This window comes from Parapedobacter luteus (assembly GCF_900168055.1).
GTDB classification, from domain to species: Bacteria; Bacteroidota; Bacteroidia; order Sphingobacteriales; family Sphingobacteriaceae; genus Parapedobacter; species Parapedobacter luteus.
The window spans coordinates 191265-211981 of the sequence record NZ_FUYS01000002.1 but is presented as its reverse complement, the minus strand read 5'-3'; the positions used below and the strand labels follow the sequence as shown (position 1 = coordinate 211981).

Annotated in this window: 17 protein-coding genes; 12 read left to right on the top strand and 5 right to left on the bottom strand. The window is 48.3% G+C overall.

The annotated features are described in order from the left end of the window. Together B5X72_RS04040 and argS are read right to left on the bottom strand one after the other, a co-directional pair. Window positions 1-1065 (bottom strand): oxidoreductase, encoded by a 1065-nt coding sequence (locus B5X72_RS04040; RefSeq protein WP_079715563.1) that lies wholly within the window; start codon window positions 1063-1065, stop codon window positions 1-3. Further along, entirely contained in the window at window positions 1065-2849 is a 1785-nt protein-coding gene (gene argS, locus B5X72_RS04035; RefSeq protein ID WP_079715562.1) for an arginine--tRNA ligase, read from the bottom strand. The genes B5X72_RS04040 and argS overlap by 1 nt, the downstream gene beginning before the upstream one ends. A gap of 197 nt (window positions 2850-3046) precedes the next feature. On the opposite strand from argS, the gene B5X72_RS04030 reads away from it, so the two are divergent. The 3 genes from B5X72_RS04030 (at window position 3047) to B5X72_RS04020 (ending at window position 5595) form a co-directional block, all read left to right on the top strand. After that, the gene (locus tag B5X72_RS04030; RefSeq protein WP_079715561.1) at window positions 3047-4438 is read left to right on the top strand and encodes an arginine decarboxylase; all 1392 of its coding nucleotides are present in this window, start codon (window positions 3047-3049) and stop codon (window positions 4436-4438) included. Between the two features lie 62 nt (window positions 4439-4500). Beyond that, window positions 4501-5070 (top strand): hypothetical protein, encoded by a 570-nt coding sequence (locus B5X72_RS04025; RefSeq protein WP_079715560.1) that lies wholly within the window; start codon window positions 4501-4503, stop codon window positions 5068-5070. Between the two features lie 18 nt (window positions 5071-5088). Further along, the gene (locus tag B5X72_RS04020; protein ID WP_176146093.1) at window positions 5089-5595 is read left to right on the top strand and encodes a hypothetical protein; all 507 of its coding nucleotides are present in this window, start codon (window positions 5089-5091) and stop codon (window positions 5593-5595) included. Here the strand turns inward: B5X72_RS04020 and B5X72_RS04015 are convergent. Together B5X72_RS04015 and B5X72_RS04010 are read right to left on the bottom strand one after the other, a co-directional pair. Further along, entirely contained in the window at window positions 5570-6403 is an 834-nt protein-coding gene (locus B5X72_RS04015; RefSeq protein ID WP_176146092.1) for a lysylphosphatidylglycerol synthase transmembrane domain-containing protein, read from the bottom strand. The two genes, B5X72_RS04020 and B5X72_RS04015, sit on opposite strands and share 26 nt — an antisense overlap. Next, window positions 6396-7367: a glycosyltransferase family 2 protein gene (locus B5X72_RS04010; RefSeq protein ID WP_079715558.1), complete on the bottom strand. Its 972-nt coding sequence runs from the start codon at window positions 7365-7367 to the stop codon at window positions 6396-6398. Before B5X72_RS04010 ends, B5X72_RS04015 begins: the two co-directional genes overlap by 8 nt. 81 nt (window positions 7368-7448) lie before the next feature. On the opposite strand from B5X72_RS04010, the gene B5X72_RS04005 reads away from it, so the two are divergent. The 4 genes from B5X72_RS04005 (at window position 7449) to B5X72_RS03990 (ending at window position 12373) form a co-directional block, all read left to right on the top strand. Further along, window positions 7449-9119, top strand: coding sequence for an ArnT family glycosyltransferase (locus tag B5X72_RS04005; RefSeq protein WP_176146091.1), 1671 nt, complete (start codon window positions 7449-7451; stop codon window positions 9117-9119). 17 nt (window positions 9120-9136) lie between these two features. Continuing rightward, the gene (locus B5X72_RS04000) at window positions 9137-10168 is read left to right on the top strand and encodes an NAD-dependent epimerase (protein WP_079715556.1); all 1032 of its coding nucleotides are present in this window, start codon (window positions 9137-9139) and stop codon (window positions 10166-10168) included. A gap of 66 nt (window positions 10169-10234) precedes the next feature. Continuing rightward, window positions 10235-11653, top strand: a complete 1419-nt coding sequence (locus B5X72_RS03995; protein ID WP_079715555.1) for an exonuclease domain-containing protein — start codon at window positions 10235-10237, stop codon at window positions 11651-11653. A 219-nt stretch (window positions 11654-11872) separates the two neighbouring features. After that, complete coding sequence (locus B5X72_RS03990; protein ID WP_079715554.1) at window positions 11873-12373, top strand: DinB family protein; 501 nt, start codon at window positions 11873-11875, stop codon at window positions 12371-12373. Between the two features lie 59 nt (window positions 12374-12432). Here B5X72_RS03990 and B5X72_RS03985 read toward each other — a convergent pair whose 3' ends face one another. Next, window positions 12433-13659, bottom strand: a complete 1227-nt coding sequence (locus B5X72_RS03985; protein ID WP_233632722.1) for an MFS transporter — start codon at window positions 13657-13659, stop codon at window positions 12433-12435. Window positions 13660-13795: 136 nt separating this feature from the next. Here B5X72_RS03985 and fsa point away from each other — a divergent pair, with 136 nt between their 5' ends. The 5 genes from fsa (at window position 13796) to rnr (ending at window position 20679) form a co-directional block, all read left to right on the top strand. After that, window positions 13796-14458 (top strand): fructose-6-phosphate aldolase, encoded by a 663-nt coding sequence (fsa, locus tag B5X72_RS03980; protein ID WP_079715553.1) that lies wholly within the window; start codon window positions 13796-13798, stop codon window positions 14456-14458. A gap of 60 nt (window positions 14459-14518) precedes the next feature. After that, entirely contained in the window at window positions 14519-14980 is a 462-nt protein-coding gene (locus B5X72_RS03975; protein ID WP_079715552.1) for a Fur family transcriptional regulator, read from the top strand. Between the two features lie 394 nt (window positions 14981-15374). Beyond that, entirely contained in the window at window positions 15375-17780 is a 2406-nt protein-coding gene (gene pbpC / locus B5X72_RS03970; RefSeq protein ID WP_079715551.1) for a penicillin-binding protein 1C, read from the top strand. A 1-nt stretch (window position 17781) separates the two neighbouring features. After that, a complete protein-coding gene (locus tag B5X72_RS03965; protein ID WP_079715550.1) occupies window positions 17782-18495 on the top strand; it encodes a 3'-5' exonuclease in 714 nt (237 codons plus the stop codon). Window positions 18496-18549: 54 nt separating this feature from the next. Beyond that, window positions 18550-20679: a ribonuclease R gene (gene rnr, locus B5X72_RS03960; protein ID WP_079715549.1), complete on the top strand. Its 2130-nt coding sequence runs from the start codon at window positions 18550-18552 to the stop codon at window positions 20677-20679. Window positions 20680-20717 lie beyond the last annotated feature (38 nt).

Here is a 20717-nt window from a genome sequence, read left to right as displayed (position 1 = left end):
CTATAAGTTAAAATCCACCGTTCGCCGCTCCATCCAACTTTTTTCAGCCAGCTCTATGATACGGATAACGTTACGTGCCTCTTCGGGCTTTACAGCAAGTGTTTGCCGACCCAAAACGGCGGCCCAGATATTCCGGTAAAACGCTGGATAGTTACCGCGCTCACTTTCGATATATTCAATGATATCCGTACCGGCTTGAAGTACATTCAGTTTTCCCCATATGTCACTGGATTCCCTCCCCCAATCGGGATTCCCACGAGGTGATTCCCCTGCTTTGAGGGCTGCTTCCTGAGGATCCACACCGTATTTTACAAAAGCTCCGTTCAAACCATACAGCGCATAGCGCGGCGACGGCTCCTTTACAAGCATCGCACCTTTCAACGACACCTTGAGTTGCGGGTAGTGAAGGATAAGTTCAAAGTCATCCACCGCCTGTGCACCAGGCCGCTGCTTGCGCAGATCGGCATTGATGGCTTCGGGGGTTCCAAACAGTTGAAGGGACTGATCGATAAGATGTGCGCCCAAGTCGTAGAGAATACCCGATCCGGGCAGTCCGGCCTCACGCCAGGCACCTTCCCTAAGCGTATTACGGAACCGGTCATATCGCGCTTCAAAGGAAACCAGCCGACCTAGTCGGCCACTTTCCATCACCTTTTTGACTGTCAGGAAATCGCTGTTCCAGCGGGCATTGTGGTGCACGCTGAGCAGCAACCCTCGCTCCTTGGCCAACGTTATCAGTTCATCCGCCTCCGCTGCGGTATTGGTAAAAGGCTTCTCTACCACTACATGTTTGCCGGCGAGCAATGCAGCTTTGGCGAGTGTATAATGCACGTCGTTCGAAGTAGCCACCACGACCAAATCTATGTCATCATCATGGATGATGTCATCCGCATGTGCCACAACGGCTACCCCGGGATACCGTTCTTGCAGCACTTTTTGTTGCTCCGGCTTGCGAGCACTTACACTACGCAACCGCAAACCGTCGATAGCCGTAATGACTGGGGCATGAAACACTTGCCCCGCCATACCAAAGCCGATAAGTCCAACGTTAACCTCGCTTGCCATCACATTCGCTCTGGAACCGCAATTCCCAACAATTTCATGCCTCCTGCAAGTATACGGGCCGTAGCTGACGATAGATGTAGCCTGAACACCCGCAATTCCTCTTCATCGGCCTTAAGAATAGATTCCTCATGGTAAAATTTGTTATATTGCTTGGCGACTTCATAGCAATAGTTGGCCAATTGTGCTGGGCTGAACTCCTTAGCCGACGCTTCGATGATAACCGGATAATTATACAACAGCTGAATCAAGTCGCGCTCGCTGGAAGCTAGCGTTGCAGGCATCACTAATGGCGTATCCAATGAATAAGCCCCTTTAGTCAGTACCGATTTGATCCGTGCGTGAGTATATTGGATAAACGGCCCGGTATGTCCTTGAAAATCGATTGATTCGTTGGGATCAAAGAGCAATCGCTTTTTTGGTTCCACTTTAAGCAGGAAGTACTTTAATGCGCCCATACCGATGATATGGTAGAGATACTCCTTTTCCGTATCGGACAGCCCTTCTGTTTTTCCCAATTCTTCCGTCCGTTTTTTGGCGGTTTGATACATCTCGTCCATCAGGTCATCAGCATCAACCACCGTGCCTTCACGTGATTTCATTTTGCCGGATGGCAGGTCGACCATGCCATATGACAAGTGGAATAGGCCGGAAGCCCATGGCTTACCCAGCTTTTGGAAAATCAGGAAAAGCACCTTGAAATGATAATCCTGTTCATTCCCCACAACATAGATGGATTCGTCCATTTGGAAGTCATTATATTTCAACTGGGCAGTACCTAAGTCCTGTGTTATGTAGACAGACGTGCCGTCCCCTCTCAGTACCAACTTTTCATCCAGCCCATCCCCTGTCAGGTCTATCCATACGGAGTTGTCAGCCTTCCTGAAAAACACCCCTTTGTCCAACCCTTCTTGAATGATATCCTTACCGAGAAGGTAGGTATCAGATTCGTAATAGTATTTATCGAAATCTACGCCAAGGCGGTCGTATGTCTGCTCGAATCCAGCGTATACCCAACCGTTCATCAACTTCCACAACGTAATCACCGATTCGTCGCCGGCCTCCCATCGTTGGAGCATTGCCTGCGCTTCGCGGATGATAGGTGCTTGTTTCTTGGCTTCCTCTTCGCTGAAGCCTTGCGACATCAATTCGTCTATCTCTTGTTTATATGCCTTATCAAACTGTACATAATATTTGCCTACGAGGTGATCCCCTTTTAATCCACTGCTTTCGGGTGTTTCTCCGTTCCCCCACCGCTGCCAGGCCAACATCGATTTGCAGATATGGATACCGCGGTCGTTCACGAGGTTAGCCTTGATAACCTCATACCCGTATGCTTTCAGTATTTCAGCAACCGAATAACCCAGCAGGTTATTACGGATGTGTCCCAAGTGTAACGGCTTGTTGGTGTTTGGCGATGAATATTCGACCATTACCTTGCTTCCGTTTGAAGGAAATTTACCAAAACTTTCCCCAATAATGTGTGTTTTAAACACATCGGTCCAGTACGCGTCAGACAAGCTAAGGTTGAGAAAGCCCTTGATGGTGTTAAACGCGGCTAGTTCGGGAAGCTGTTCCTTTAGGTACGCGCCAATTTCGGCACCTGTGACTTCCGGAGATTTTTTGGAAAACCGCGTGATTGGAAACACAACAATGGTTAGCTGCCCCTCAAATTCTTTCCGCGTTTCTTGTATTGTTAGCTGATTTTCCGGGATATCGGAGTCATATAAGGCTTTGACTGCCTGCTGGGTATGATAAATAAGCTGTTGTAGTATCGTATTGACCATGTAAGTATTTAAGCATTAATTTCTTAGCATTGATATGCGAAATCGCAAATTTACATTAGATATATACATCGTTTCGTAGCGAAAATATATCTTTGCCAAACTTAGACAAACAGGCCATCATATGCAAATTGATGTTTGTCCAATTCGCCTCTGCCATTGAAACGCAGACGATTATTTAGAAGAAAAATATACAAAAAATGCAGAGCTATCAGGAATTTCTTGACCTAAGCGTAGGTTTCCCTCAGGATGGGTTTGAAATCATAGACGACGAGCTGTACTTCCATGATCTCAATCTGATGGAAATGATTGAGACATATGGAACGCCGTTGCGTTTCACCTACCTACCCATTATCAGTAAGAAGATACAGCAAGCCAAGATATTATTTCAAACGGCGATATTGAAACACAACTATCGCGGCACCTACAAATATTGCTATTGCACGAAAAGTTCGCATTTCAAGCATGTGGTGGAAGAAGCATTGAAAAATGACATCCACTTGGAGACTTCCTCAGCTTTTGATATGCCCATGATCGATGCATTGGAGAAGAAAGGAGTGGTTAATAAGGATATTACGGTCATCTGCAACGGATTCAAGACCTATCAGTATAAGCAGTACATTATCGATATGCTGCACGATGGGTACAAGAACATTATTCCCGTATTGGACAATAAAGAAGAGTTTAATATCTATGACGACGAGGTAGAGCTTGAAGAGCCCTGCAACCTTGGTATCCGTATTGCAGCGGAGGAACAGCCGGATTCACCGTTCTATACTTCCCGGTTGGGTATCCGTTTGGAGGATATCCTCGACTTCTATAACAACAAAGTTGCCCCCAATCCCAATTTCAGGGTCAAATTACTCCATTTTTTTATTAATTCAGGCATATCGGACACCCCCTATTATTGGAATGAGCTGGAGAAGTATGTCACACTTTACTGCAAGTTCAAAAAAATTAACCCAGACCTGGACACCCTTGACATCGGCGGGGGCATGCCGTTTAAGGATTCCTTGGTGCACGATTTCGATTATGAATACATGGTTAATGAAATCGTGAACCGTATCAAGCAAATCTGCGCAGTGCATGACGTTATGGAACCCGATATCATCACCGAATTCGGTAAGTATACCGTTGCGGAAGCTTCCGGCATTCTCTATAAGGTAATTGGCCGCAAGCAACAAAACGACCGCGAAAAATGGTTGATGCTGGATGGTTCGTTCATCACTAACTTACCTGATGTATGGGCGCTCAACCAAAAGTATATCTTACTGCCGATCAACAACTGGGACGCCGAATATGAGCGCGTAAATTTGGGAGGTATTACGTGTGACGGACAAGATTATTATAGCCAAGAGGCACATATCAATAGCGTGTTCATGCCGAAAACGCGTAAATTGCAATATCTTGGCTTTTTTCACACTGGCGCATATCAAGAGGTATTGAGCGGTTATGGCGGCATCCACCACTGTCTGCTCCCCTCGCCCAAGCATGTACTGGTGCGGAGAAACCGCGACGAAACGTTCAATTTTGAAGTGTTCGGCGAAGAGCAGAACAGCAAGCAGGTACTTCGGCTATTAGGTTATCAATAGCGCTTTGCAACATTGGAATAACTTTTGCAATATACTATATTTGACAAAGATATCTTCCGCATATGATGATCGTCAAGCATCAATCGCTAATTGTGATCCTCACGCTGTTGTGGGCCGCCTGTGGCAGTGATAAGTCCATCAGTGATCGGGTGGCGCTAAGTGAGGTAACTTATCACCTGGAATCCAATCCCGTGTTTGAGACCGCCGAAATGGAATACGGCGAAGTGAAATTCGACCAAAAATCAGATGCCGATCTCCTGGCAACGTATAAAGAATTGGAAAAAGGAGGATATGTGACACTCGAATTGCTTAAGGAGCGAAAGCGTTTCCTGGCCAAAGACAGCACCTTCGTATACCTTGTTAAGTTGACCAATAAGTCCATCCCATTCGTGCTTGAAAAGACGGATAAGAAAGCAACCGTGAAGACCGTCGAATATACGCTTGACGAAGACGGTGGAATTGCTGTTGAACAGACGGGCAAAAACCGGGCGAAAGCAACCGTAACACTCAAAAAGACCGAAACAGACTTCGTGGACTTTGCAAAAAAAGGTGCCGACAACAACGCTTCGTTTACTAAGAAGACCTATACACTCCGCTTCAATAAAGAAACGGGATGGGGCGTCACCAAATAGCAAACTCCCAGCAACAGGATGAAAGGAATAGGAACACTTATTGCTGTACAGGCCTTGCTTGCAACTGTTTCCGGCGTGCTGATATCACAGATGTCATTTGTCGGAAAGATGGGTATCAGCGTATTGTACAGCCAATATAACGTTTTCAAGATATGGTGGAAAATCGCATTATTGCTTTTTGCAATCCAACTGGCGCTCATTTTCGTATTATGGCTGGTAAAGGTACGTCTGAGCGGAAGAATGGCTTTCATTACCATCCTGCTATTTCTCATCGCCGGCCTTATCGGATCTTATTTCACCTATCTTGATTTTACGACGACCACCCATCGGTTAATGAAGGCGAGATTTCATTCCGGAGGCTACTTATTCTGGGGCGCTTGGGGGCTATCCTGCATTTATTTTATTATGATGCGCATCGTACGAAAACCGATTGACCAACAAGCGATGCCTGCTGCTACCGAGCCGGGGGCCATAAACGCCGCCATTTCCCAGGGGCCTCCTACTCCACCTCCTCCATTGCCTTGAGGGGAGTGCCTGCAAGCTGGTAACATATACCAAACAGCGACACCAATATGGTCATGCAGGAGAATAATAGCGCCACCGAAACAGCCACTTCAGGATCAAAGTCAAATCGCTGAGACGCCTGCAAAAACAGCCATTCCCGCACCCCAATCCCCGAAAACGACACCACACTTAGTATGGCGCTCAATAAGAATACCAAAAAATACACCAAACTTGCCGTTGTTGCTTTAAAGGCTGCCAACATCAGGTAAACACAAAGCAGTTGGAGCATCTGCACCACTAAGGAATACCCCAAACTTTTAAAAAAAATACGCCCGAACATCGGAAATAGTTTATGGAGCACAAGGCGGGCTATCCATATGGTCATAGCAATGCCCGGCAGTACCGCGAGTTTCCATATACCCGGCAACAACACAACACCTATAGTCAACACCAACAACACGATGGCCACCAATCCGGATAGCCGGTCATTTAATACACTGGACGTAAGCGGTTTTACCGCCCACCCAAACCGCCTATTGAGTACATATATTTTATAAGCATCCCCACCGATCCCCCCGGGGATAAAAAAATTGTAAAACATACCTAATAAGTACAGCGCGTGGTTGCTTCCAGCATTTAGGTAGAACCCATTCGCATGAAAGTAGATCAGCAGGCGGAGCGACGAGACCCACTGCGAGGCGGTAAACGCTATTACTGCGAGTAGTAGGAACCCAAAGCGGGAAGTACTCACCAACGACCTCACGCCGGTGAGATCAATTTTGGTGAATACGACGTACAGCAAAACTGCACTGACAAGTATCCTAGCCAAACTGGCTACTACTTTCCTTGCTTTTTTCAAACGTACTGACTTTTCTGATAATAAACGGGCGTTTGTCCTGCGACTCATAATAGGTTTTCATCTGCAGATCCACCACGATGCCGATAGTGAAAAACTGTATCCCCACGAATACTAGCAGCACACCCAAAATAAGCAACGGTCGGCCGCCTATCTCGTTGCCAAGCAATTTTTCGATCAACAGGTATACATTGATGATGAAGCCCAGCGAAAACGTCAACAGCCCCAAATTGCCAAACAGGTAAATGGGCTTTTGAAGGTAACGTTGCGTAAAAAGCAGCAGCAGGAGATCATTAATCACCTTGAATGTACGGCCAATACCATATTTTGAGACACCAAAACGACGGGCATGATGTTTCACGGGCACTTGCTTGATGCGCGCGCCATTGAGGTGGGCCAACAGCGTGATGAATCGATGCGACTCGCCGTACAGTAGGAGTTCTTTAGCGGTATCCCGGGTGAACACCTTAAGGGCGCACCCATGGTCGCGGATATTGAGCTTCGTTGTACGCCGGATGATGGAATTGGCTATCCGCGATGGGAATGTTCGGATAATATTGTCTTGGCGTTTCTGCCTTTCGCCGATGACCAAATCGTAATCGCCAGCCTCCAATACATCGACCATCATAGGGATGTCCGATGGATCGTTTTGCAGGTCGCCGTCAAGCGTGATGATATAATCTCCGCGTGCACTGTCGATCCCTGCCATCAATGCCGAGCTTTGTCCATAATTCTTCTTGAATTCGATTAGGATCACGTGCGGGTCTGCACTTCTTTTGACAGCGTGACGTGTGCCGTCTGATGAGAAGTCATCAACCAAAATCAACTCGTACCGCAGGCCCCGCATTGCCTCGGTAATGGCTGCGATCAATAAAGGCACATTCTCCTCCTCGTTATATAACGGGATGACTATTGAGTAAAAACGGCTGCTGTCCATGTTGTATGCTGATAGTTTTGTTTATTTTTGCGCCTCCAATTGCACCTATACGGGCGCAAATTTATTGATTTAATGCAAGTAATGAGCACGCAATTATCAGATAAGGATTTCATCGTCCTTTATGTCGCCCTTTCGGTTGCTTATTTTTTGGGGTTATTTGTCCCATTGATGGAAAACGACGCAGCGCAACACGCCTCCATGGCTATGCGCATGGCGTTGAATAACGACTATTTCCATATCTACAAGGGAAATGAACCATATCTCGACAAACCACACCTCCATTTCTGGCTGGCCGCCTGGTCAATGAAACTATTTGGCATTAACCATATCGCGTACCGCATTCCGGCCTTTCTGTTTCTTGCCATGGCAGCGGCATGCACTTATAAACTCACACACATGCTGTACCGCGACCGCGCGATGGCTCATGTAGCAGCTTTGATGTTCTTGTCGGCACAGACCATTGTACTTTCAGCGCATGACGTCCGTACAGACGCAATACTTACCGGCGCAGTCATCTTTGGTGTTTACCACGTCGTCGCCTATATAAAAAACGGAGCAAGCGTACACATCCTGTTTGGCGGATTAGGGGCAGCAATGGCGCTGGGTGCAAAGGGGATGGTCGGTGTGGGTATTATTGGCGTGTGCGTGTTCGCTTATCTGTTGTATAGCCGTGAGTGGGGCCAGTTCTTTCGCTGGAAAGTGCTTTTGGGGCTCATGTCCTTTGTTGTGGGGATAACGCCCGTCCTTTATGCATATTACCAGCAGTTCGATCTGCATCCCGAAATGCTTGTACGTGGCGAATATGGCGTTTCTGGTGTGCGCTTCATCCTTTGGGATCAAAGTTTCAAACGGTTCAGTGGCGAAGATTTCGGGGCCAACAGCCCTGATTACCTTTTTTTCTTTCATAGCCTGCTATGGGTGTTCATACCATTTTCTGTGCCGTTGTATGGCGGCGTCTTTAGTCGGACATGGTATTTTATCAAAAGCAGATTTTCCAAATCCAATGGATGCGAGTTCCTTACCGTTGGCGGGTTTTGGATGATTATGTTGATTTTCAGTTTTTCGAAGTTCAAGTTGCCTCACTACCTCAACAGCCTTATTCCGATTATCAGCATCCTCACGGCCTCTTACCTATTCCAATTGGGCAAACAGCCTGCAGTGCGGACAACTAAAATCTATTTGCTGGCCGAATACCTGTTGATCGGCATTGGGCTTGCACTGATGTTCTATCTAACTGGCTTCGCGTTTGGCGTTCCAAGCGTTGGCGGCCTTCTACTGGTGGCGGGCGCAGGCGTGCTTCTCGCACGCTCCGTCTGGTCGAACAAGGCCCTTACATCACGTATCGTTGCAATAGGCATATATTTTGCCGCCATGCTTAATATTTTCTTAAATACGCAATTCTACCCCCAACTAACACAGTATCAAGCCGGTTTACAGATCGCCAAACAAATTCGGGAACAGGGAATCGAGCCGAAAGACATTGTCATGCCTGATCACTACACGAACTGGACGCTGGACTTTTATACACAAACCAATATTGAGCGAATTCCCATGGACGCCGCCATCCAAGCAACGGCAAAATACCTTTTTATATCAGCTCCGGATATGGAACAGTGGAAAGCTGCCGGACGATCGTATGAAACCGTAGCTGAAGCTTCCCATTACCGGATTACCCGGTTGAAGCCGGCTTTCCTCAACGCGGAGACAAGAAGCGAGCAATTGAGCCGCTATATATTGGTCAAGGTGATGTAACCCCAAAATCAACAGAAATGAATGTATTAGTTACCGGAGCTGCAGGTTTCATTGGTTTTCACTTGGTGCGTATGCTCCTTGATGAAGGACATCGTGTGGTTGGGCTCGATAACATCAATGATTATTACGATGTCAAACTCAAATATGCGCGATTGGCTTCCTGCGGAATCCGCCAAGTCGATCTTCCGGCTGACCAGCTGGTCCAAAGCGAGACCCATGAAAACTATCATTTCGTGAAAGCAGACATCGCGGGCATGGAGCAGCTCGAGCCGCTTTTCCGCAACCAGCATTTCGATGCCGTGCTGCACATGGCTGCGCAGGTGGGCGTACGTTATTCGCTCGAGAATCCACAGGCGTATACACACTCCAACCTCATCGGCTTCATCAATATCTTGGAATGTTGCAGACACTACAACGTCGGGCATCTTATTTATGCGTCCAGCTCATCGATATACGGACTGAACAATAAAATACCGTTCAGCGAAGCTGATCGTGTGGACCAGCCCGTGAGCTTATACGCAGCTACCAAAAGGAGCAATGAACTCGCTGCATACAGTTACAGCCACCTTTATGGATTAAAGACCACCGGACTACGCTTCTTTACCGTATACGGCCCGTGGGGCAGACCCGACATGGCCATGTTTCTCTTCGTTGATGCTATTCTCAAAGGCAAGCCGCTTAAGGTATTCAACAACGGTAACTTAGCTCGCGATTTCACTTACATTGATGATATCGTGGGTGGAATAAAGCTCGTGTTAAACAACAAGAATCATGCGATGGACTTGCCAAAAAACGCGGTGTATAATATTGGCAATAGCAAATCCGTGAAGCTCCTCGACTTTATTGAGGCCATCGAAAAGCATACGGGCAAAAAGGCCGTTAAAGAACTGTTGCCTATGCAACCGGGGGATGTAGAAACGACCTGGGCTGATGTCAGTAAGTTGGCAGATACCTTCGGCTACAAACCCCAAACGCCTGTCGATATCGGGGTCAAACATTTTGTCGAATGGTACCTGTGGTATACCGGGCAAAGTCAGTTTGTTGTCTGATACCTTCTGGTATTTCTGCCTCATCAATTTTGGCGAACCACTAATTATTTTAGTATATTTGCCGGTATGGGGCGCCCGTCTGCACATACCGAATACGCCATCGTGGATATTGAGACCACCGGAGGATATGCGTCCGGAAGCGGCATCACGGAAATTGCCATTCTCATTCATGATGGACAAGAGATAGTTGAACGGTTTGAGTCGCTCATCAACCCCCAGTGTCCTATACCATTGTCCATCCAAGCCTTAACAGGCATCACCAATGAGATGGTTGCCGATAGCCCGACATTTGATAAATTGGCAAGCCGCATTTATCAGCTACTTGATGGCCGTGTTTTCGTGGCGCACAACGTCAATTTCGACTATTCATTCTTGAGGCATCACCTCGAAATAGCCGGGTTTCACCTTTCAGCACCTAAGTTGTGCACAGTACGTATAAGTCGAAAAATCAAACCGGGCTTCCTATCTTATAGCTTGGGGCGGTTATGCGATGCAATGGGCATCCCTATAAATAGCCGTCACCGGGCGGGAGGCGACGCCCAGGCCACAGCCATCTTATTTACCCAGTTGATGACACTGGATGTCGATGGAATCATTCCCGAAATGTTGAAGAAAACATCCAAACATCAACAGTTGCCTCCTAACCTTCCGAAGGAACAATTCGACAGCCTCCCCACTGCTCCGGGCGTCTATCATTTCAGGGATCAGGGCGGCCAGGTCATCTATGTAGGTAAAGCACGGAATATACGCAACCGGGTAGCGCAGCATTTCAGCGGACACAACCCCAACCGTCAACGCCAACATTTTTTGCGCCATATCCATTCCGTTACATACGAGCGGTGCGGCACTGAACTACTCGCGCTGCTCCTCGAAGCGATCGAAATCAAGCGGCTGTGGCCTGTTTACAACCGTGCGCTGAAACGCTTTGAACCGAAGTATGCTTTATATACTTACCAAGATCAAGGGGGGTACCTTCGCCTTGCCGTTGGAAAGCATGCCAAGCACCACCAACATATCCAGCTATTCCACAGGCAACTGGATGCCTTTAACTTACTCCATCGATTAATCCGGCAATTTGACCTTCACCCCCATCGTTGTATCTTCGGGATACAGCCATCCGATTCCGTTCCATTTAAAGCGACCTCAGCCCTTCCAAGCGACGCTTTGTTGGACGTCCCACAAATGGAGTACAATCAACGTGTCCTGTCGGCAATTGAACACCTCAACCAGCACTTGCCCACTTTCGCTGTTTTTGATAAAGGCCGTGAACCAGATGAACTAAGTTGCATCTGGGTCGAAAACGGGCATCTTTATGGCATGGGCTATGTAAGTCGTCAGGCCGACATATGTGATGCAGTGGATATGAAAGCGTGCCTCACCCGCTACGATAGCAACCATTACATGATGCAACTCATTTACAGCTACGCAGAAAAACATCCGAGTCATATATGGAAACCCGGACAACCGACCCCCAACTGTACTTGATGAAAACTGAAATTGTATCGCCCCCTGTCCGTCACTTCCCAAACAATGTACCCGATCTTGCCAATACAAAGCTACCTAATAAGAGATGCTGGGGGCTTTCTACATAGCATAAACTCACCACCAAGCAGCAGACTAAAAAAACTTTATGCAATAGCCGGCTGCCATAGGGCTGTCAGCGAGGCCTGTTTTCTTTGTTACGGTAATCAAAAATAAATTGCAATGGAATCATTACAACAGGAAACCACTATCACGCTTTCGCAGTTACTGGCTCATTGGCAGGGGCACCGAAGCCTTACCCGGAAAGTTATCGACGCTTTTCCAGAAGACCAACTCTTATCGTACACCATTGGCGGCATGCGTACATTTGCTGAATTAGCGATGGAGCTGAACAGTATGGGGGCCACCGGCGCCCATGGTATCGCGACCGGTGAATGGAAGGAATTACATGACTTACGCGGCGCGGAAACAATAGACACAAGCCCGCAAACAAAAGCTGGCATCCTCAATCTATGGGATTGGAGTACAGCATACATCAACGGTATATGGCCGCAAGTTGCCCCTTTTCGGCTACAGGAGATCGATAACGCCTACGGCCAGTGGGAAGGCCAAGTTTGGTGGCACCTGTGTTACTTTATCGACAATGAAATTCATCACCGGGGGCAAGGCTACGTCTACCTTCGCGCGTTGGGCATCGAGCCGCCGGCATTCTGGGATAGGTAACATCTGATATCACGGCATCAGTCATTGATTTATCCGTGGCTGATAGCCGGAGATATGGCTTAAACAGGCACGTACTTCCGGTTGATGTGTTGCCAGATGTAGATAACGAAGCCCATAGCGATGAGCGATCCAGCTACCCCTTGGAAGAGCAAAGTATAATGAATGCCCCAAACCTGGGCGAGCGCACCGATAAACAGGCTCCCCAGCGGAAAAACACCTTGGAAAGCCATGATGTAGTAGCTGATAGCACGCGCCCGGTATGCTGGCATGGCATGCGTCTGGATATAGGTATTGATACTCGAATTCTGCACCATCATTCCCATGGAAGCAAGCAACGTGCTTACCAACGCAAGAGGTAGCCAAGAGGCAAATGAGAGCGCCAAAATACCAAGCGCGAATAATCCCGAAGCCTTCATTACACGGAAGCGCAGGTTAACGCCCATCGGCGTCCGAGCCATATAAACAGCTCCTGCCATCGCTCCCAAACCCGCCGCGCTCTCGAACCAGCTGAATGTGGTCGCATCACCATCAAACATTTCCCTTGCGATTACCGGCAGCAATGTTGTGTACGGGATGATTAACATACTGGACGCTGTCAGCAATAATATAAGGGACAGTATATGTGGCGAATGCTTTAAGTAAATAAAGCCCTCCTTAAAGCCATTCCAAGTGCTAGCCTGCCTGGCTTCTATCGGCTTCGTCGTTAGTCTCATGGATAATAGCGAACCGATCACCGCAATAAAGCTTACAAAATTGACCCCGAAGCAAACTGCCTCGCCGTAGGTACTTAGTAAAACACCCCCTAACGCCGGCCCGAGCATCCGCGCAGCATTGAATGCCGAAGAATTAAGAGCAATCGCATTAGGCAAATCGGCCTTATCGTCCACCAATTCGACCATAAGAGACTGTCGAGCAGTTACATCAAACGTGTTAATTACACCCTGAATTAAACTAAGCACTCCAATCCACCAAACGCTATAATATCCCAAAAACACCATCAGGGCCAGTGCACCGGCCTGAAGCATCAAACCACACTGCGTAATTACCACGATGCGATATTTTTGATGCCTATCCACGAAACTTCCGATAAACGGTGACAATACCAGCGATGGAATAAGCGCCGCAAAGGATACCAACCCTAGAATAAAGGCCGACTCAGTAAGCCGGTACACCAACCAACTGACAGCGATTCGCTGCATCCACGTACCCATCAGGGAAATGGCCTGTCCTGTAAAATGTAACCGGTAATTGCGATGTCTGAGCGCTCGGAAGAGATTCACCTCCATACTCGCACAAAAGTCATACCACGCGCGGCTACCGCCTTCAATCTAAACTACTTAAATATTTCGCTTTTTGCCACATTATCGTTATTTTTACATGCTGAAATTCACTGTTTCATTTTAACTTCTTTATCATTCAGACATGAAATTTTTTATTGATACCGCCAATCTACAACAAATCAAAGAAGCGCAAGATTTGGGCGTGTTGGACGGGGTAACGACCAATCCAAGCCTAATGGCCAAAGAAGGCATCACAGGCGAGGAAAATATCATCAACCACTACAAAGCCATTTGCGATATTGTAGACGGGGATGTCAGCGCAGAGGTGATTTCCACTGATTTCGATAATATTGTGAAAGAAGGGGAAGCTTTAGCCAAATTAAACGATAAGATCGTCGTGAAAGTACCCATGATTAAGGAAGGTATAAAAGCCATTAAGTATTTTACAAGCAGCGGCATCAAGACCAATTGCACACTGGTGTTTTCCGCCGGACAAGCACTGCTTGCCGCAAAAGCGGGAGCTACGTATGTATCCCCGTTCCTTGGCCGCCTCGACGATATATCAACGGACGGATTGTCGCTGATAGAAGACATCCGGTTGATATATGACAACTATGGATACGAAACACAAATATTGGCAGCCTCCATACGCCATGTCATGCATATTGTGGAATGCGCAAAAATCGGAGCTGATGTCATGACAGGGCCATTATCAGCCATATTGGGTCTGCTCAAACATCCGCTTACCGACAACGGCCTCGCCCAATTTTTGGCTGACCACGCTAAAGCCGCAGCCGGAAAGTAACAGTTGTATTGATCTTTTAAGCACCCATGGTCCGGCCATGGGTGCTTCAGCAAGCATGTGATGTTGACAGCAACAGGAAGAGAACAGGGCATCGCCGACGAAAAGTTCGTCCGCTTGCTCCGCCAAAACAAACTGAAAGTAACGCAACCCCGCCTCAGTGTACTTCAAATTGTTTCCGACAAAGACACCGCTATATCCCAGCCGGAACTTGAAAAATTACTGGGCGACGCGGTAGACCGTGTGACACTGTACCGGGTGCTTGCCACGTTCGAAGAAAAAGGCATCCTGCATAAAATATTTGACCTGCACGGTACAGCCACTTATGCGCTTTGTTCAACAGACTGCGACGAGCACCACCACCATGATGAGCATGTGCATTTTATCTGCTCGGCTTGCAATAGCATATATTGCTTAGACGAAATCAAGCTGCCTAAAATCAGCCTTCCTGAAGGTTACCAACTGACGTCCGTAGGCATTAACGCAGTGGGGTTATGCGCCCAATGCAAATCAGCCAGCAAATAACCCTCCTTTCCTCTGCAGATTGCCGTTTCCCCGTCAAACAGCAACAGGACAGCAGCTAAAACAGACCACAAAACCATCACTAAAAGAATAGCTAATTAATACATAAAAACCTATGAAACAACTCGTTATAACAGCAATATAACTTAGTTATACATGTCGGCCATTTTAGCAAACAATCATTTACCAACCCCGCTCCCTATCAGTTGCCGCCCACGCTTGAATTTGCTAACAATATAGCCATAGAATTAAGTAAAGCTTTAGCAAAATCATTTTTAAATATCAGATATTCAAATTGATAATATAATTACATGAACAAAATATACATTCATGTATTTTTAGCAAAATCCAAAACCATAGCTTGCCAAGGTGTCATGATATTTTGTACTTTAGCAAAATGATGACGGGGGTGCAAACATGGGCAAAGCGTTTCACTGGCTTTGGTAAAACGCCGAAAGGGGCGTTGGTCCTGACGTTGGTCGTTTTAATGACTGTCGTTTTCTATTTCTCGTTGCCCAAACCACTTTTCCGTACCCCTACCTCGTTTGTGGTCGTGGACGAAGCCGGTGCTCTTTTAGGTGCGTCGATAGCGGAAGACGGCCAATGGCGTTTTCCGATAGCGGATACCATTTCGGAAAAATTCATCGAGTGCATCATCGCCTTTGAGGACAAACGTTTTTATTTCCATCCAGGCATCGATCCTCTCGCGTTGCTACGCGCTGGGTGGCAAAATACGACAGGCAGGCGCGTGGTTAGCGGAGGCAGCACCATTAGTATGCAGGTTATCCGAATGAGCAGAAACAAACCGCGGACGGTTTGGCAAAAATGCATTGAAGCGTTTCTGGCGTTCCGGCTGGAAGTCAGTTACAGCAAGACGGCTATCCTTCGGATGTATTGCGCAAATGCCCCTTTCGGCAGTAATGTGGTCGGGTTGGACGCCGCTTCCTGGCGATATTTCGGCCGTGCATCACAACAGCTTTCATGGGCAGAAGCCGCGATGCTAGCCGTACTGCCCAACGCTCCATCGCTCATCCATCCAGGACGCAATCGGCAGCTGCTACTTGCCAAGCGCAATGCACTGCTGGATAAACTGTCCGCGCAAGGCACCCTCGACAGTGCTACCGCAGCATTAGCCAAGTTGGAACCGCTACCGGACAAACCGCGCCCCCTCCCGCGATTGGCTCCTCACCTTTTGGATCGGTTCAGGAAGGAATATCGCCAGCTCGGTACCGGCACCACACGCCTCGAAACGTCACTCAAAGCCAATTTGCAACAGCAAATAGCCGATATTATTGATCGCCATCATCGCAGCCTGAGCGCCAACGGTATCCTCAATGCTGCAGCACTCGTGCTGAACGTCGAGACTGGCAACGCATTGGCTTACGTGGGCAATGTACATACTCCGCAAAACGTCGAGGCCGAAAGCCATGTAGATATGATAACCGCACTTCGTAGTCCCGGCAGCACACTGAAGCCCTTGCTCTACGCGGCAATGCTTACCGACGGGCTGATCCTGCCCCATACGTTGATCCCGGACATCCCCACGCAAATCGGCGGTTATACGCCACAAAATTATGATCTGGGCTATGACGGTGCCCTTCCGGCTTCCCGCGCGTTAAGCCGGTCACTCAACATTCCGGCAGTGAAGATGTTGCAACAGTACAAATACCAGCGCTTTCAGCCTTTTCTTCGCCAAGCAGGTATCGGCACGCTTAACAGACCGGCCGATTTCTATGGGCTATCCATGATTCTGGGGGGATGCGAGGTGACTATGTGGCAGCTTGCGGGAACATATGCCAGCATGGCTCGTACGTTGAACCATTATCGACGCCATGATGGTGGATACAGCCCGGCCGATTATCACGCCCCAAGCTATCAGAAAAACACCCATAGACCGCCTGGCGACGGCAGGGATCGAGCATCGCTGATTGACCACGCTTCGTTATATTTCACTTTCCAGGCGATGAACGAAGTAATGCGCCCTGGCGAGGAAGCGCTATGGGAGCAATTCACCTCATCGAAGAAAATAGCTTGGAAAACCGGCACAAGCTTTGGCTTCCGCGATGGATGGGCCATAGGACTTACACCCGGCCATGTGGTATGCGTATGGGTAGGCAATGCCGATGGCGAGGGACGGCCCGGCCTGACCGGTATTGAGACCGCTGCCCCAATCTTATTTGAAATTTTCGGGTTGCTGCCTCACCAAGGTTGGTTTGAAGTGCCATTAGACCGGATGGTGCAGACCGCTGTATGTCGCGAAAGCGGTCACCTCGCGGGGCAAGACTGCCCTAAACCCGATACCATCTACATCCCTGCACCGGGCCACCGCTCGTCCGTTTGTCCTTACCATCAACTTGTGCACACGAATAAGGGCGGCACACGACGGGTGACCGCCGACTGTGCCGCCCCGGGGGATATGATAACCACCTCCTGGTTTGTACTACCTCCGGCCATGGAGTTCTATTATAAGTCAAGGCACGCCAATTACCGCGAACTACCTCCTTTTGCCAGCGATTGCGCGGCCCACACGGAAGATTTGGTCATGGAAATGATTTACCCCAAAAATGACGCGAGAATTTACATACCTTTAGAAATTGACGGCCAGCGCGGTCAGGTCATCTTTAGTGCCGCACATCGCAGCAAAGGCAGCAAAATATATTGGCATCTTGATGAAACATTTGTGGGCGAAACGGAGACATTTCATCAGCTTGCGCTTGATGTGCCTGCGGGAATACACCGCATCACATTGGTTGATAACACCGGCGCACGCATTAGTCACCGATTCGAAATTTTAACGAAATAATATGCTAGAACTTTTGGACCTACAGCAAGTGTTGGTACTGGATATCGAAACCGTGCCTCAATACGCTTCATATGACGCGTTAACACCTCATTTCCAAGAATTGTGGTGTCACAAAGTAAAAAACATATTGCAAGACGGAGAGTCTGCTGCCGACGTCTACCACACCGCCGGACTACATGCAGAATTCGGAAAAATAATCTGCCTGTCTGTCGGCATATTCTACCAACGGAACAGCCGGATGGGGTTTCGCGTGAAGTCGTTTGCCCAAGCCGATGAAAGAGAATTACTGACTGGCTTTTCCACACTGCTCCGCAGACAGCCGGCAAGCCTCGTGCTTTGTGGGCATAATGGCAAATCTTTCGATTTTCCTTACATCTGCAAGAGAACAATCATCAATGGGCTTGGGCTTCCGCCGCAACTCGATGTATCGGGCAAAAAACCGTGGGAAGTCAACCATTTAGATACCATGGAACTGTGGCGTTTCGGGGATTTCCGCAATAACGTGTCTCTCAACTTGATTGCGGCGGTCCTGGGGATACCTACGCCCAAGGACGACATTAGCGGCGAAGACGTCTACGAGGTGTATTACAAAGAAAACAATTTAGAACGTATCCGTGTCTACTGTGAAAAGGACGTTATCACCACGGCACAAATCTTGCGGAGATTGCGCGGCGAGCCATTGATTGAGCCGGACGATATTAGTTTTGCGGAATAAATTATCTGGTGGTTCCTATTTGATGTTTCAAATCTTACGTACCAATACTCAACTATGTCAAACAAAAAAAACAACGCATTCAAACATATCCTCACGCAACTGATTTCGGATGTGATCGAAAAGTCCGGCAATAAGCCGATGAACTATAAGCAGGTAGCCGCGAAACTCAACCTGGCTGATCCGGAATCGCGCAACGCCATACGCGACATCCTGCAAGAGGAAGCCCACATCGGCCTATTCAAGGAGATCGAAAAAGGAAAATATATACTGAAAGAACTAAAAGCCTTTGTCATAGGCCGTGTTGATATGACGGCGGATGGTTCAGCCTACATTGTACCCGAAGACGAGTTCGAAGACGATGTTTATATTGCACCACGTAAACTCCGGCAAGCCCTGCACGGCGACCGCGTCAAAGTACACGCCTATGAAAAGCGCCGGGGCAAGCGCAAAGAGGGGGAAGTCGTGGAAATACTCGAACGTGCCCGCACGGAATTCACAGGCACCATCACGATATCGCCCCGGTTTGCCTTTTTTGTTGCTGACGACCGAAAGATGCTCAATGATATCTTCGTGCCATTAGCCGATCTCAACGGCGCGCAAGATGGAGAAAAGGTCGTGGTGACGATAACCGAATGGCCCCAGGATAGCAAAAACCCGGTCGGCCGGGTCAGACACGTCCTCGGCAAAAAAGGCGAGAACAACACGGAGATGAATGCCATTCTTGCCGATTTTGGCTTTCCATTGGCATTTCCAGAAGCCGTCGAACGGGATGCGGCAGCCTTCCCTTTGGAAATATCGGCAGATGAAATCGCCAAGCGACGTGATTTCCGCCCCGTCACTACGTTCACTATCGACCCCGCCGATGCCAAAGACTTTGACGATGCCCTTTCGTTCCAGCAGTTGCCCAACGGCCATTACGAAATCGGGATACACATCGCTGATGTCACCCATTTTGTACGGCCGGACACCGCACTCGACAAGGAAGCGTTCGAACGGGGCACATCGGTGTACCTGGTAGACCGCGTTATTCCGATGCTTCCCGAACGCCTTTCTAACGACCTATGTTCGCTACGACCGCACGAAGATCGGCTCGTCTTCTCTGCCGTATTCGAGATGGACAAAAATGCCAACGTCATCAATGAGTGGTTCGGCAAAGCGATTATCCATTCCGACCGGCGGTTTAGCTACGAAGAAGCCCAGGAAATACTCGACAACAAGGCGGGCGAATTTGCCCAGGAACTTCTTACACTTAATGAGCTGGCTTACATGTTGCGCGACCGCAAATTTAAGCATGGCGCCATCAGCTTTGAAACCACCGAAGTCAAGTTCCACCTCGACGAAAACGGTAAGCCGCTTGGCGTATATACCAAAGAACGCAAAGACGCCCATAAACTCATCGAAGATTTTATGCTACTGGCCAACAAGCGCGTTGCCGAATTCATCGGTAAGCAAGGTAAAGGAAAGACAAAAAAGACATTCGTTTACCGCGTACATGATGCGCCCAACGCAGAGACCATTGCCGGCTTCGCGCAATTTGCCGCACGCTTCGGCTACAAGCTCAATACCAAGTCCGACCGGGAGACCGCCCGTTCGCTCAACGCCCTGATGGAGCGCATTGAAGGCACAAAGGAACAAAATGTGCTGACCACCCTGGCCATCCGCTCCATGGCCAAGGCCATTTATACGACAAAAAAAACCAGTCATTATGGTTTGGCGTTTGATTATTACACCCATTTTACCTCCCCTATCCGGCGTTATCCCGATGTCATGGTGCACCGGTTGCTGGAACATTACCTTGCAGGAGGCAAATCGGCCAACGCCGAAGCCTATGAGAAATTCTGCGAGCATTCTTCACAGATGGAAAAAAAAGCAGCGGATGCCGAGCGGGCTTCGATAAAATACAAGCAGGCTGAATTCCTGCAGGACCAAGTGGGCGAAGAGTATCTGGGTATCGTCTCCGGCGTAACCGAATGGGGTATGTATGTAGAGATTGAGGAAAACAAATGTGAAGGTATGGTACGATTGCGCGATATCACGGACGACTTTTATGCCCTTGATGAAAAGAACTACGCCATCATCGGCCAGCGAAAGAAAAAAAGGTATCAGTTGGGCGATGAGGTGCGTATCCGGGTGAAAAAAGTGGATTTGGCCAAGCGCCAAATTGATTTCACGCTAACGTCTTGATCGCAAAAATTTTGCTTATCTTTGAGAAAGGCATAAAG

Bases quoted from the DNA above. Each gene is read 5' to 3' on its own strand.
- B5X72_RS03975 (WP_079715552.1), top strand. From the start codon at position 14,519: ATGTTGACAGCAACAGGAAGAGAACAGGGCATCGCCGACGAAAAGTTC.
- argS (WP_079715562.1), bottom strand. From the start codon at position 2,849: ATGGTCAATACGATACTACAACAGCTTATTTATCATACCCAGCAGGCA.
- B5X72_RS04030 (WP_079715561.1), top strand. From the start codon at position 3,047: ATGCAGAGCTATCAGGAATTTCTTGACCTAAGCGTAGGTTTCCCTCAG.
- B5X72_RS03965 (WP_079715550.1), top strand. From the start codon at position 17,782: ATGCTAGAACTTTTGGACCTACAGCAAGTGTTGGTACTGGATATCGAA.
- B5X72_RS04040 (WP_079715563.1), bottom strand. From the start codon at position 1,065: ATGGCAAGCGAGGTTAACGTTGGACTTATCGGCTTTGGTATGGCGGGG.
- B5X72_RS03985 (WP_233632722.1), bottom strand. From the start codon at position 13,659: ATGGAGGTGAATCTCTTCCGAGCGCTCAGACATCGCAATTACCGGTTA.
- B5X72_RS04020 (WP_176146093.1), top strand. From the start codon at position 5,089: ATGAAAGGAATAGGAACACTTATTGCTGTACAGGCCTTGCTTGCAACT.
- B5X72_RS04005 (WP_176146091.1), top strand. From the start codon at position 7,449: ATGAGCACGCAATTATCAGATAAGGATTTCATCGTCCTTTATGTCGCC.
- fsa (WP_079715553.1), top strand. From the start codon at position 13,796: ATGAAATTTTTTATTGATACCGCCAATCTACAACAAATCAAAGAAGCG.
- B5X72_RS03995 (WP_079715555.1), top strand. From the start codon at position 10,235: ATGGGGCGCCCGTCTGCACATACCGAATACGCCATCGTGGATATTGAG.
- rnr (WP_079715549.1), top strand. From the start codon at position 18,550: ATGTCAAACAAAAAAAACAACGCATTCAAACATATCCTCACGCAACTG.
- B5X72_RS03990 (WP_079715554.1), top strand. From the start codon at position 11,873: ATGGAATCATTACAACAGGAAACCACTATCACGCTTTCGCAGTTACTG.
- pbpC (WP_079715551.1), top strand. From the start codon at position 15,375: ATGATGACGGGGGTGCAAACATGGGCAAAGCGTTTCACTGGCTTTGGT.
- B5X72_RS04000 (WP_079715556.1), top strand. From the start codon at position 9,137: ATGAATGTATTAGTTACCGGAGCTGCAGGTTTCATTGGTTTTCACTTG.
- B5X72_RS04010 (WP_079715558.1), bottom strand. From the start codon at position 7,367: ATGGACAGCAGCCGTTTTTACTCAATAGTCATCCCGTTATATAACGAG.
- B5X72_RS04025 (WP_079715560.1), top strand. From the start codon at position 4,501: ATGATGATCGTCAAGCATCAATCGCTAATTGTGATCCTCACGCTGTTG.